The following is a 13,619-nucleotide window of genomic DNA, read 5'->3' as shown; positions in this document are numbered from 1 at the left end:
CTGCCGTCTTAATGATAAGTCTTTAACCCGACACGATATTACCCCCAGCAGCAGCTTGGTATAAAGATTGTATCGTTAGCCCATCATTGGGGTATTCGACTACAGTGAAATTACATATTACCTGAAAGCGATCGCCTTTGAAGCCTGTGAATATTTGTTGGCGGAGGGTAGTTAAAATCTCACTCAGGCGATGGTTTACTTCTGTTTTTGTTAATCCAGAAACTCCCACGACAAATTCACCATTACCCCAATAACCAAGCACTTCACCACTGCAAAATGCCGATTGGAATAAACGACTCCATCTTTGCAATACTTGATTTCCAGCCTGATGACCATACTTAATATTAATTTGACGCAAATCAGTCACGCTTAAGATTGCCAAACAAACAGATTGCTGATTTTTCTCAGCTTGAGCAATTAGGTGCTGCAAGTCGCGGTTAGACTGAAACTGATTTGTTAGTCCGGTTAAGGGATCTTTAGTAGAAAGCGATTGTAGTAAACGACTGCGTTCTAAGCGATGGGTAATGCGTGCCAACAATTCTGCACCGACAACAGGTTTAATCACATAATCATCTCCCCCAACCGCAAACACTTGCTGCACAGTTTCCATTTCTCGGTGAGCAGTCAGAAACACAATTGGTAATTCCTGCCATTGGGGATCGGTACGAACTGCTCGGCAAAGTTCGATACCATTTATATGAGGCATTTCCACATCTAAAATCAACAAATCCGGTTTAGTAGATTGCAATACTTCCCAGAAACGTAGCGGATTTTCTAATCCTGTCATCCGCATACCCCACGGCTCTAACATTGGGCGCAGTGCTGCTAAAATCAACGGGTCGTCATCTACTGCCAGTATATTTACCCGCAAAGAACGAGTACGTTGTAATATCTGAGACGAAACATCCCAAACTTGAGCAGCTGTTACAGGTTTGACCAAAAAACCCCGCGCCCCATATTGAGCAAAAGTTACGCGTTCTACTAACTCATCAGTTGCAGCCAGCACAAGAACGGGTACGGGTGGGGTACGCGTTGCTAAGTCCCTTAGAAGTGCTAAACTTTCTTTACGCCAGCCGATATCATCTATATTTAGCACTACTAAATCTGGTGATGTGGTTTGGAGAAAGTTTTTTGCATCCTCTAAGTTGCTGATTTGCTTCGAGCATATTCCCATGCACTCAACCAGTTGTTGCAACTGAGAACCTAGTTGCAGATTCGGGTCAATTAAGACCAATCGCGTACTAATTTCGGCTGCGATCGCAGCAGAAGTTTGATCATCTACATTCTGCCCCATCAGGTTGATGATGTTACCCAAACCTTCAATCAGCCCCAGCAATTGCCGCTTTTCACTTACTGACAAATCACCATCTTTCCCTAAAATCTGTTCAATTTGCCGCGCTAGCAAAGTACCATTGTCTTGCTCAAACATTCCCAAGACACCAGCTAGTTTGTGCGCCTCTCGTTCTCCCGATTTACGTAACTCCTGAGTCAGAGTTTCCTTAGAAAGCGCAGCTGTTAACTCTTCCAGCACCGCCAATCGCTGCACCATCAACCCTTCGTATTGTTTCCACAAGCCACCCATCGCTTGCTGAAACTGCTCCTCAACTTGAGGGCTTGCAACTTGGGATTTTTCTTTCCCCCCCTGCTTCCCCTGCTCCCCTTGCCTCCCCTGCTCTCTTCCAGGATTCAGCCGATATCCCAAACCATAAACATTTTCAATCCAATCTACTGCTCCAGCTGCTTTCAACTTTTGTCGTAAGTATTTGATGTGAGATTTTACAGTTTCTTCTTGGGGTGGGTCGTCAAAAGTCCACAAATGCTCAATAATATCCCCCCGACTAAAAACACGCGATGGATTCCGTAAAAATAGCTCTAGCAAACTATATTCTTTGGCTGTTAATTCCAGGAGTTTGTTGTTATATGTGACTTCGCAACTACTGGGATCTAGTCGCAGCGCGCCTACTTCCAGTATAGGAGTACAGGGGCGATCGCCTCGACGGATCAGCGCTCGTATCCGTGCTTGCAGTTCTTCTAAATCTAAAGGTTTGATCAAATAATCGTCTGCACCTGCATCAAGTCCCTGAATCCGCTCTTTACTACCATCTCTCGCCGTCATCAAGAGAATCGGAGTAAAGCAACCACCAGAACGCAATCGCTGACACAATGTAATCCCGTCTAGTTTTGGTAATCCTACATCTATTAATAACAGGTCATAGTTCGTACTTTGCGTGTATTCCCAACCCATTTGTCCGTCTTGTACGACATCAACAACATAGTGTTGCTTAGTCAGAGACTTCAACAAGACACTTGCTAAAATTTCTTCATCTTCGATTAGCAAGATTCTCATACACCCGTCCAAAATATAATTTGCTACTTTACCCAAAAAAATAGTACATTAGGTAGTTATTTTTTTACAAGGAAAAAATAAAATAATTTAGCAAGTCTTCTTATTTCGGTTACATTGAATTCACCTTATACCTAGCTATTAACTTCTCACTCTAAAAAATGGTTCCTTCCAAACGAGTTTATTTATTATTAGTTTTGGGTATAGCGATCGCCCCGATTCTATCCTTATTTATCAGCATTAGAGCAACCATCGCCATAACTGTGCTATTTAATGCAATTATTCTCGGACTGATGGTTGCAGATGGTTTGCGGGTACGGCGTTCTCGCGTGCAAATTACCCGCGAATTACCGTCACGATTATCCATTGGGCGAGATAATCCCGTAGTGTTAAAGGTGACATCACAAAATACCGACGCTCAAATTGAAATCCGCGACTATTACCCAACAGGATTTGGCGTGTCTGCACCTGCACTGGGCGCTATTGTTCCCAGTAACAGCACTGAAGAATTAACGTATACCGTCCACCCAACACAGCGAGGAGAGTTTCCTTGGGGAAATATTCAAGTCCGACAGTTGGGGCTTTGGGGACTAGCTTGGGATGACTGGCAAATTCCCCAAAGTCTGCCTGTGAAAGTTTATCCTGATTTAGTGGGATTGCGATCGCTCACCATTCGTCTGACACTGCAATCATCAGGATCGATGCGCCAATCTCGCAAAACTGGTATTGGTACAGAGTTTGCCGAACTGCGAAACTATCGAACTGGTGACGATTTGCGGTTTATTGATTGGAAAGCTACTGCCCGTCGGGTTGGGGCTTATGGTAATGCTATGCCACTGGTCAGGGTTCTAGAACCAGAACAGGAACAAACGTTACTGATTTTACTCGATCGCGGTCGGCTAATGACGGCAAAAGTGCAGAATTTGCAGCGATTTGACTGGGGATTGAATGCAACTTTATCCTTAGCTTTGGCAGGTTTACATCGAGGCGATCGCGTGGGTGTTGGTGTATTTGATCGCCAAATGCATACGTGGATTCCCCCAGAACGCGGTCAACATCATTTGAATCAGTTAATCGATCGCTTAACTCCACTTCAACCAGTGTTATTTGAATCTGATTATTTGGGGGCGGTAACAAATGTTGTGCAGCGACAAACTCGAAGGGCGCTGGTAGTAGTGATTACCGATTTAGTTGATATCACTGCCTCTACAGAACTCCTAGCTGCACTTTCCAAGTTAGCACCCCGCTACCTTCCATTTTGTGTGACTTTGCGAGATCCACAAGTCGATCGTCTAGCACACACCTTTACAGATGATGTTGCAAGTGCTTATACCCGTGCAGTAGCACTAGATTTATTAATGCAACGACAAGTAGCTTATGCCCAATTGAAACAAAAAGGTGTATTGGTTCTAGATGCGCCAGCAAATCAAATTGCCGATCGGTTAGTTGAGCGATATCTGCAACTCAAAGCGCGAAATCAACTTTAGTAATTGTCGGGCTTGCTGAATCAAGGGATGATTCTTGTAGGGCGGGCGAGACGCCTACCCTAAAATACAAGGGACGGGCTTTTCGGCCCATCTCACAAAACTAGCAAAATTATCCCGCAAATATGCAACGCCTAGTAATTGTCACTCTAACTTATGTATTTTTATTCAATTATTTAGCGGAGGTATAAACTTTGCTTAAAATTATCCAGGTAAAGACTGATGAACATAACTCTCATATCCAGGAAGTATTTTGGGAATATTTTAATGAGACTAAGTTGATATTCAGCAATCAATTCGGCATCAATTTAAATGCTAATACATTCTTTGACCAATATATGACTCAACTCCACGAATTTCTACCACCTTCAGGGCGCTTGCTTTTGGGACAATATGAGGAAAAAATAGCTGGCTGCGCTTGCTTGCGAAAGATTGGTAAAGATATTGGCGAAATTAAAAGAATGTATGTCAAACCAGAATTTCGCAGAAAAGGAATCGGTCGGTCTTTATTAGAAGCTATCATCAACGAAGCTGCCTACATTGGTTACTCAAAGATACGTTTAGACAGTGCCCCTTTTGCCAAAGAAGCACACGCACTTTATCATATATTTGGCTTTCAGAATATCGCTCCGTATTTGGAAAAAACTGAGATTCCTCTAGAACATCGAGCAAACTGGGTTTTTATGGAATTAGTTTTAGAGGATGTTTGAAAAGTTATGATTGATGTATTAAATATTCACAAGATGTAAGAAGCGGGAATAGTTCGCGAACACATTATTCGCAAACCCACTATTAATCTTTGTTGTATTTGACTGGTTCCCAGCCTCCCGGCTGGGAACCGATCCTGGGAGGCTCTGCCTCCAGTGGCTTGACCAGAGGCAGAGCCTCTCGTAATACATTCTCAAGCCTCCAGGCTGGGAACTAGGCAACACAAGACTTTGGGTTTATCTTAGTGCCATTCGCATTTAACTTTTGTTTCCTGCTTTCAACTCTTAATCGATGTGGTTTCGGTTCTGCCTTGTGCTTCCTGTTTCTTGCCTTCTTCATCTGTACCTGAGCGGTACCTAATCTTCAGCACTAAAATCACCGATGCAATAAGTAAGGTAACAATGTTAGCAGCAATCAAAGGAATATCATGAACAGAAAAACCATAAATCAACCATAAAATAATACCTACACAAAGAATAATTAACATACTCCAAGAAAGGTCATTGGCTGATTTGGACTGCCAAGTTTTAATAAGTTGAGGGAGATATGCGAGTGTAGTCAGTACTCCTGCTACTAGCCCTAAAATAGTTGTAAAATCGATTTCCATTTTGTTCCCTACCTCAAGGTTTTCAGTTAAGTGATCCTATGCAGTAAAAGAAATATTTAACTGGAGATTACCACACTCTCATTGTTTGCTGATTCTCTCTAAAGGCGTTTTTTCATTCCTTCTGATAGCCTATTGACATAAAGCAGAAAGAGAATTTTTCATTTTGGAGCCTGAGTAAAAAATTCTGCGATCGCATTAGTAAATTCCTTAAATGAACTATAATCTTTTGATAAAATTGAGATAAGTACACCAAACTTTTAAGCCGCCTACATTGGTTACTCAAGGATACGTTTAAACAGTGCCCATTTTGCAAAATAAGCACACGCACTTTATCATATATTTAGTTTTCAGAATATTGATCCGTATTTAGAAAAAACCGAGATTACTCTAGAACATCAAGCAGACTGGATTTTTATGGAATTAATTTTAAAATGATTCATATCCGTTGTGAAACTCTGCTAGACTACACAGCAATAGCTGAGGTAAATACATTAGCCTTTGGGCAAGAAAACGAAGCTAAACTTATAGAGAAAATTCGCTATTCTGACCGTTATATTTCCGAACTTTCTCTAGTTGCAGAAGTTGAAAATGTTGTAGCCGCTCATATTTTATTCAGCTATATTGACCTAGTAGGTGAAGAAACACTACAGGTACTTGGTTTAGCACCTTTGGCAGTTCATCCACAGTTTCAAAGACAAGGAATTGGCAGCGCACTAATAAAAGCAGGGTTAGAAATAGCAGAGCTAAAGAAAGAATCCATAGTAATTGTATTAGGTCATCCCCATTTCTATACTCGCTTTGGTTTTCAGTCTTCTGTTGTTTATGAAATCGAGTCTCCCTTTCCAGTACCAGAGGAATTTTTCATGGTGAAAGCACTGCAAAACTATCAAAAGCAGTATAAAGGTAAGGTTGTTTATCCAGATAGTTTTGATGAAGTATAGTATAATACAGTTTAGTCAAGTATTTCTTTTTTTATATACGAGACGCTACGCGTAGCTTACTTCTTTGTAGGAGTACGCGATTGGTTATTACTCCTGACTTTTCACAGGATGTGAGAAGCGGGAATAGTTCGCAGGCACATTATTCGCAAACCCGCTACTAATCTTTGTTGTATTTAGAAGTTTCTTGGATTAAATCTTTCAAACCCTGGTCTAAAGTTTTAATTGAACGATCTAATGCTTCGATTTTGGCTTTTAGAAAAATTTGTTCTACAGCATCCAGGTATGCTTGACTACCAGCTTTACCTAAATGCTTGTAACGAGAACTCTTTCCATCAGTCTTTGTTGGAAATATTGCCACACTAGCGTGTAATTTATAATACCAATATACAGACTTCCTGCCTTTAGCAAGATAGCGAACAATCCAACAGGAAGATGCAGCTACTTCTTCCGAAGCACTTGCACTTATTGCTTGGATTTCTTTCTCAAGATGCTCTTTAGCTTGAACTACGCAATTTATGCGTGCATATAAATCTTCTTGGGGCGAGGGTTTTGAGTTATTAGACATAAAATAAAAATTCTACGGTTCGCGAATAATTTATACAAACCATTCTTGGCTTTACAAAGCTTTTAAACAATTAAAATTAAACCATTAATTTTAAAATGTAATAACCAATACAACAAAATGTAATAAACCGTGCAACAAAATGTAGTAAAGAATACAACAAGCAAGTTTGGCACGAGGTTTCCAACTCTAACTAACCTCTTCACCAAACTTGTATCCTAATTACACTATTTTTTATATATTCTAAGTATTCTCCTAGCCACACTATTGCGCCTATTGTCCAATCAATAGTGAATTCAACATTATTTTTGCTTTGGAGGTGTATTTTCAAGTAGAAGATACATCTGTGATTTATTTTACATTCAGGATGCAACAATTTGTAGTTTAGTTCAATACAAATAAGTCATTCTTAATAGTTGATCGCTATAAATAAGTCATTCTTAATAGTTGTGCAGCAATCAAAGTCAAAAAACCTATTATCAAAGATATCTCTCACCCACCAAGCGATCGCTTTTTGCTTTGCAGCTCGATTTCAGAATTTGATAATACTCTTCTATCTGCCAACGATATGTATACCAACGGAGAATAGACAAATATTTTTGTGTGTGATAGGAGACTCGTTTGTTAATACCTGAAATCGGAAAATCATTTTATCTATTTACGGTTCGCGAATATCATTCGCGAACCAATACTGTTCTTAAAATCGCTTGAAAAGCGACTAAATATTCTCCGCAAAAGTAGTAATGCTTCCATTGCAACTTCTTAATTATTTCTCTACTATCATATTGATAAACTTCTTGCAAATGTGAGCTAAAATGTCTCTATGACTAGGATACAGAGGATCTGAAAGTACCTAAAATCAGTCATAGCAAAATACTTTTCAAACAACCTCTAAAGACAAAAGGAGGTAAATAGCTTGACAGAGCGAGCTTTTTTATGGCTGAGATGCAAAAAATTTATGTAAAACTACTATTTATTAATTTCTAATAGTGCTATTCTTTTTTGTGGCGCGAAAAAGCAATCGGTAGATTGTCCTCAGACAATAATCCTAAATAGGAAGTTAATCAGAGGTAAACAGTAAGTTAACAAGGGAGAAGTATGCTTAAAATTTGTGATTTAGACTGCCACCAGAGTTACTTAAAATCTCTAAATTATGAGGAAGTCAAAAACTTAGTTGGAGGCGCTGGTACTACGATTTTACTTTTGACAAGTGGAACGATAGCTGTTTACGACGATACAGGAGCTAAGATAGACGCTAGTACTATTAGTTCTGCTGCAATAACAGCAGACGCTTTCGGCAATAAAACAGTAACGGGTGGAACTTTAATTCAAGCAACAGTAAGACCAATCAAGAAAAAATAACACGGCGTTAGCTTCAAAAACCTTTTTTCAAGTTTCCCAATAGATTTAACGGAAGTACTCTGAGCATTAGAGTATGTTTGCAAATTCAAACCTACTCTAAACTCGACAATTAAAAACCCGGTTTTCTTTATCCAGCAAAACCCCTGGCTTTTTGGCAAATACTTTTTCAACATCACAGATGACCGATGAAGTTAAAAAAGTAAAAATACTTTTGCACAAAAATTTCAGGGATAATATTCGCTTTGCTAAAAAATGGATAAAGTCGAGCTAACTCTATAAGTCAAATAAAATAACAATTCGCTTGTTTAGCACTTTGGTTTTAAGTGTTTGCTTTTGCTTTAAGCACTTTTAGTTGAATAAAAATTCAGAAGTCATAATCAATTCATTTGGGGGTTCATACCCGCGATTAATTGTTGGCGCAGCTTCCGTAGGGAAGACTATTAAATCTGCGATTTGGTGGGGGTCTTAAACCCGCTTATTCAGACGCGACGCTCGTCCCTCGCTAACGCTACGCTATTGCAGACTCGCTCTAAGCGTACTCCTGCTCAGAGGATGTCTGAGATGTATTAAATATTTCGTCCGAGATCCCCCCTAGCCCCCCTTGAAAAGTGGGGAAAACTTCTAAAAGTCCCCCTTTTTAAGGGGGATTTAGGGGGATCTACAAGTCTCGAATACAACACTAAAAAGTTTTCAGACATCCTCTCAGAAGCAAGCTACGCGTAGCGTCTCTAAAAGTTGCTATGCCGTTGGCGGAGTCTCTCGTAGAGAAGGCTTTACGCTCTGATATCCGCTTTTTCGGTCAGAATACCCTTCTTGTATTCTGACTCCTGACTCCTGAATTTTGTTTCGATAAATCATGGTGTGAAAAGTACTGGTGTTCAAGATAATTTCTATAAAAGTGAATTACTAACCCAGTTCTAATTTGCATATTAGTTATTCTGATAATTGAAAACTAAAATAACAATTTAGGTGGCGTTTTACTCCATCTAAATTGTTGTTTTTTAGTATATATATCAAAGATAATTTACAAAACTTAAGCAAAAAGAGTATTGCAAAATTCTCTAAATTGTTTATAGTTATTTTGTTGAACAAACGCAGTTCAAATTTCAATTAATTTCTTTGTAATAGATAGAATCTATGGCTACGATAAAAATATCTGAATTGCAGCCAGAAAGCCAATTTGAGAAACTTTCTGATGCCGATTTACGGTTAGTTAATGGAGGAGGCAGTGAGTTCCAATTTGTTCTAGTTGGAACTGCTGCTACCACAGGCATTAATATAGGGCCGGGAAGGATTACCAACGGTACTGACTCATTTTTTCAATTAAATGGAGGGGTCGGATCGCCACGTATCACCGCTTCTCTTTCGGCTGGTGCTTTCTCAAATTCTTCCCCTAATTAAAAATTATCAGGGAAAATTTTAGAGCGATAGCAAATACGATACGTCAACGTACTACCAAGAAAACTCAAAGGGGAAATCATGGCTAATATCAAAATCGCTGAATTACAATCTAGCTTGCTTGAAAAAGTATCAGCTACAGATTTGGAGACTGTTCATGGTGGAGTTACACCACCTCCGACACCTGCACCTGGTATTCAAGTTACTGGATCAACTTCAGGAGTCGGCTTAGGTTTTGCTAATGGTGGAAGAACGTTTACCGCTACACAGAGTGATAGCTTCCTTGATGGTACACTAGGGGCTTTCGTTGTAAGGTTTGGAACACTAAGCCGGGGTGAGACTGCACCCAATTAAACAACTTAATGCTTTGGACATTACCTAAAGCTACATATTTAGGGCTGGAGTTAAAGTTTTACTCTAGCCCTTCATTTTTTAACGTCGTGCTTGTAATGTCGCTAATAGTGCGATACAAGTATATGTTCATTTCAGTCAAGGCTTTGAAATTTTATTTAACGTGAATTTGACGGATCTAAAAAATCCCGCTTCCATTCCTTTCCCCCGCTCTTCCAGAGGCTTTGAAACCATGATTTTTTCATTGTCAACGAAGAATATTTCTGCCTCTCTTTGCGTCGGAGAGGGGTTAGGGAGAGGTTCATCAAACTGACTTTTATTTAGATGTGTTTGCCCTAGTCTGACTTATATCTTGTGCAATTTTCACCTTGACCTGAAAAAACACGCTTTTAAACGAAAAGCTCAAGGTTTGAGGTTAAATCAATTGTATTTAATCTTATTTTTTGATGCTAATTCAACATGGGAATTAATTTCTTACAGAGTTATTTAAAAATCCAAAATTAATTATTTCTTTACACTATTTCAAATAGAGTGATGATAAAGTATAAAACATTGCTTTCTTCAAAAGGTAATAATTAGCTCATACCTGATTTATTAAATGCTTCAGTTAATTAGCTGAACCTCACAAGAATATATAAAAGTTAACTTTGTAATCTAAACTTTCGTTCTCTAAAAATACTAGGGATTAAATTATGGGGGCTATCTTATATCCACTCTATACGGTAGCTAATTTGGTCTTAGCTACATGGAGTATAAGTTTATGGCAGCACTCACACCATGCGAACATATTGTTGCTGCTATTAGTGGTAGCTGGAATGACCTATGACAATCTCATTATTTCGCTAGGTCGTTTAATTAATGAAGGTAATTTCCTAAAATTCCTTAATCGTCTGCGCTTCTTATTACATGATTTATTGATTCCATTGTTGGTGGTAGTAGCCATTAGACTAGCTAGCGCTGCTGGTGTATTCTGGGCAAGTAAACCGATTTTGTTCTCTGGTTGCTGGACGATTACATTTGGTTTGATTGGATTGGGATTGTTTACTAATCTTAAACACTTGGAACTAGCACCAATAAACGTTGCTGGCAGTCTGCGATATAAACCGAAAAAAACTCAAGCGCCAATTTTGACAATTTTAATCGCTTTGTTAGTTGGTGTAGCAGGATTCTACATTTGGCGTGAAATCCAATGGCCTTGGATGTTTGTGGGAACAGTGGTAATGTTGTTTGGCAATGCTTTACCGACAAAGTTTTTTGGTTCTCTAGTTGGTTCGGCAGTTGATTTTGTATTTATCTTAGCTTTGGTGACAACACATATCGTGTTGTCTTAGTTAGGGATAATTTCGCGCCTCTATGGGTATAAACTTTAGTTTAAAGCTTGTGGCAAGATGGGAATCAATTTCTAGAAGACGCTTTCATCGGTATAGTACAACGATCGCAAAACTAGAATTTTTTGATATTTTTTATATTTATGAAACGGATTTTTGCTCAGTTTACCAAAGAACTAGTACAGTTTCAGCGCGATCGCCTGACATTAGCGTTAGCATTTATACTGCCATTTATAACGTTACTCATTTTTGGGTTTGCAATCCGGTTAGAAAGTAAAAATATTCCCTTAATCGTGCAAGATTTTAACCGCACAAACATTAGCAATAGCTATATTGAGCGACTATACGCCACCAATCAGTTTATGCCCACCCAATGGTCGGGAAACGATCCGGTGCAGGATGCTATCGACCGTGGCATTGCCAAGGCAGCAGTCATTATCCCTCCTCAATTCAGCCGAGATGTCCAAGCTGGTAAAAATACTACGCTGCAAGTATTGATTGATGGTACAGATGTCAATAATGCTCGTGTCATAAAAAATAGCATTCAGAGAGTGACGAATTTTTTTATGCAGGAGCAAGGACTGATAACATCTAATAACAGCGTCACACCTCGAATTCGTTTATGGTTTAACCCCGGTCGGTTAGAGTCTCTGTATATTGTACCGGGAGTCTACGCTGTGGTTTTATGGATTTTTCCGTCTTTATTGACAGCGATCTCAATGGTGAGAGAAAAGGAGAAAGGCACCATCTTACAACTTTACGTTTCTAGTATAAGTGCAAGTGAACTGTTACTTGGTAAAGGACTGGCTTACCTGCTGATAGCTATCCTTCAAGCATTCGTAGTCATGGGTCTAGGTTCGCTAATTTTCCAGGTTAGCTTAGTAGGCAATTTTATCACCTTGTTAATAGGAACTGTCCTTTTTCTTACAGACAGTGTTTTATTTGGTTTGCTATTTGGAGTACGAAGCAGTAACCAAAATGCTGCTGTACAAAGTGTCTCTGTGATCGGTTTTGTTACCTCTTTATTACTGTCTGGTTTTATTTATCCTATTAGCAACATTCCTTTTCCCCTGTCACTTATGCCTAACATAATTCCCGCCCGCTATTTTATAGATATCACTCGTGATTCATTTGTTAGAGGTAGTGGATGGGCAGGAGTTTGGTTTGATATAGTGGTACTAATTGTTTTTGGTTTGGTGTTTTTTAATATAACGCGTCGTGCTTTAGGTAAGATGCAATTACCTTATTAAACTGTATTATTCTCAGATGTTGCAGCTACTAATTAATATGTTTTTTCCACGACTATTTAATAGTTCGTTTTGGCCATTACTTCGCAAAGAAATCAATCAAATTCTGCGAGATAAGCAGTTAATTATTCTGCTGATTGTACCACCAACGATGCAATTATTACTTTATGGATTTGCACTTAATCCCGATGTACATAATTTGAAATTGGGTGTCATTGATTATGCGAATGTAAGTGCTAGTCGCGAACTTGTTAATGCAATGACCTCTAATAGTATTTTTACCATCGAATCTGTACCAACAAGTGAAAAAGATTTGAGCCGTCAAGTAGAAGAAGGTAAACTCAATTTAGGGGTGATTATTCCACCAGAATTTCCTAGAAAGCTAGCAACAAAAGAAGCTGAGATTCAAGTATTTATTGATGGAGTGGATGCAAACGCAGCAGGCATTGCCAGTGGCTACATGACTCAGATTATTCAAAATTATAATCGTAACTTTGGGCAAACCCAACTGAATTTTCCGATATCATTCCAAGTGGTGTTTTTGTATAATCCAGGATTAATAAGTAGCTGGTATTTTGTGCCGGGAGTCATGGGTTTAGTGTTAACGCTTGTTGGAACACTAGTTTCATCAGTCGTTGTTGTACGAGAGAAAGATAGCGGAACTTTGGAGCAATTACTTATGACACCAGCCGCAAACTGGGAAATTTTGCTTTCCAAAATTTTGCCTTTAGCGTTTTTGCTCATGGGAGATATTCTGCTAGCTTTGACTTTAGGACAACTGGTCTTTGGTTTACCGTTGCGTGGAAATTTTCTACTATTTTTTGGGCTGTCAATTATCTATCTGCTGGTTGGGATCAGTATAGGTATTATGTTGGCGATGTTTTCCAGTTCGCAACAACAGGTGGTATTGATGTCATTTTTCGTCAATATGCCGATATTGCAGACTTCTGGGGTGCTTGCCCCTATTGAAGCCATGCCCCCCTTTTTTCAAGTCCTATCTCTACTAAATCCCTTACGTCATTACATTGCCATTGTTCGAGGAATTCTACTTAAAGGGGTTGGTTTAGATGTGTTATGGATGCATATTCTGGCATTGCTTAGTATTGCTATTGTGTTATTAACTATTAGTCTTAGTAAGTTTCGCAATCAATTAAGTTAGAGGATGTCTGATACTAAGTCTTTTTGGGGATAGCGATTTATCGTGTCTTTGTGTAAAATAGCAACACTCAAGGTGGTTAGGACATCAACAGACGATAAAACTTAGACACAAAAAGGCTTTTCACCCAG

At 39.1% G+C, this 13,619-nt stretch carries 12 protein-coding genes; 9 read left to right on the top strand and 3 right to left on the bottom strand.

Features of this window, described 5'->3' with window-relative positions; all coding sequences use genetic code 11:
• Positions 1-22: 22 nt before the first annotated feature.
• The gene (locus RMY32_RS13115) at positions 23-2,347 is read right to left on the bottom strand and encodes a response regulator (RefSeq protein WP_322714436.1); all 2,325 of its coding nucleotides are present in this window, start codon (positions 2,345-2,347) and stop codon (positions 23-25) included.
• Between the two features lie 158 nt (positions 2,348-2,505).
• Here RMY32_RS13115 and RMY32_RS13110 point away from each other — a divergent pair, with 158 nt between their 5' ends.
• Together RMY32_RS13110 and RMY32_RS13105 are read left to right on the top strand one after the other, a co-directional pair.
• A complete protein-coding gene (locus RMY32_RS13110) occupies positions 2,506-3,831 on the top strand; it encodes a DUF58 domain-containing protein (RefSeq protein ID WP_322714435.1) in 1,326 nt (441 codons plus the stop codon).
• A gap of 191 nt (positions 3,832-4,022) precedes the next feature.
• Positions 4,023-4,538 carry a GNAT family N-acetyltransferase gene (locus tag RMY32_RS13105; protein WP_322697518.1) on the top strand — a complete coding sequence of 172 codons (516 nt, stop codon included), beginning with the start codon at positions 4,023-4,025 and terminating at the stop codon, positions 4,536-4,538.
• Between the two features lie 275 nt (positions 4,539-4,813).
• On the opposite strand, the gene RMY32_RS13100 is transcribed toward RMY32_RS13105, so the two are convergent.
• Positions 4,814-5,143, bottom strand: coding sequence for a SemiSWEET transporter (locus tag RMY32_RS13100; protein ID WP_322697519.1), 330 nt, complete (start codon positions 5,141-5,143; stop codon positions 4,814-4,816).
• A 431-nt stretch (positions 5,144-5,574) separates the two neighbouring features.
• Here RMY32_RS13100 and RMY32_RS13095 point away from each other — a divergent pair, with 431 nt between their 5' ends.
• The gene (locus RMY32_RS13095) at positions 5,575-6,084 is read left to right on the top strand and encodes an N-acetyltransferase (RefSeq protein ID WP_322714434.1); all 510 of its coding nucleotides are present in this window, start codon (positions 5,575-5,577) and stop codon (positions 6,082-6,084) included.
• 157 nt (positions 6,085-6,241) lie between these two features.
• Here RMY32_RS13095 and RMY32_RS13090 read toward each other — a convergent pair whose 3' ends face one another.
• Positions 6,242-6,649 (bottom strand): hypothetical protein, encoded by a 408-nt coding sequence (locus RMY32_RS13090; RefSeq protein WP_322714433.1) that lies wholly within the window; start codon positions 6,647-6,649, stop codon positions 6,242-6,244.
• Between the two features lie 1,095 nt (positions 6,650-7,744).
• Between RMY32_RS13090 and RMY32_RS13085 the strand changes: the two genes are divergently transcribed.
• The 6 genes from RMY32_RS13085 to RMY32_RS13060 all read left to right on the top strand — a co-directional run bounded on the left by RMY32_RS13085 (position 7,745) and on the right by RMY32_RS13060 (position 13,491).
• Positions 7,745-8,008, top strand: coding sequence for a hypothetical protein (locus RMY32_RS13085; protein ID WP_322714432.1), 264 nt, complete (start codon positions 7,745-7,747; stop codon positions 8,006-8,008).
• A gap of 1,137 nt (positions 8,009-9,145) precedes the next feature.
• Positions 9,146-9,409 (top strand): hypothetical protein, encoded by a 264-nt coding sequence (locus RMY32_RS13080; protein WP_322714431.1) that lies wholly within the window; start codon positions 9,146-9,148, stop codon positions 9,407-9,409.
• A gap of 78 nt (positions 9,410-9,487) precedes the next feature.
• Positions 9,488-9,760, top strand: coding sequence for a hypothetical protein (locus tag RMY32_RS13075; RefSeq protein ID WP_322691850.1), 273 nt, complete (start codon positions 9,488-9,490; stop codon positions 9,758-9,760).
• 689 nt (positions 9,761-10,449) lie between these two features.
• On the top strand, positions 10,450-11,088 hold the full coding sequence (locus RMY32_RS13070; protein ID WP_322714430.1) for a hypothetical protein: 639 nt from the start codon (positions 10,450-10,452) through the stop codon (positions 11,086-11,088).
• A 140-nt stretch (positions 11,089-11,228) separates the two neighbouring features.
• On the top strand, positions 11,229-12,335 hold the full coding sequence (locus RMY32_RS13065) for an ABC transporter permease (RefSeq protein ID WP_322714429.1): 1,107 nt from the start codon (positions 11,229-11,231) through the stop codon (positions 12,333-12,335).
• A 37-nt stretch (positions 12,336-12,372) separates the two neighbouring features.
• Positions 12,373-13,491 carry an ABC transporter permease gene (locus tag RMY32_RS13060; protein WP_409882890.1) on the top strand — a complete coding sequence of 373 codons (1,119 nt, stop codon included), beginning with the start codon at positions 12,373-12,375 and terminating at the stop codon, positions 13,489-13,491.
• The last annotated feature ends 128 nt before the right edge of the window (positions 13,492-13,619 follow it).

It is taken from the genome of Nostoc sp. ChiSLP03a, assembly GCF_034531215.2.
Classification (GTDB): domain Bacteria; phylum Cyanobacteriota; class Cyanobacteriia; order Cyanobacteriales; family Nostocaceae; genus Nostoc.
Note: the sequence above shows the minus strand (reverse complement) of the source record. Positions and strands in the feature narration are given on the sequence as shown.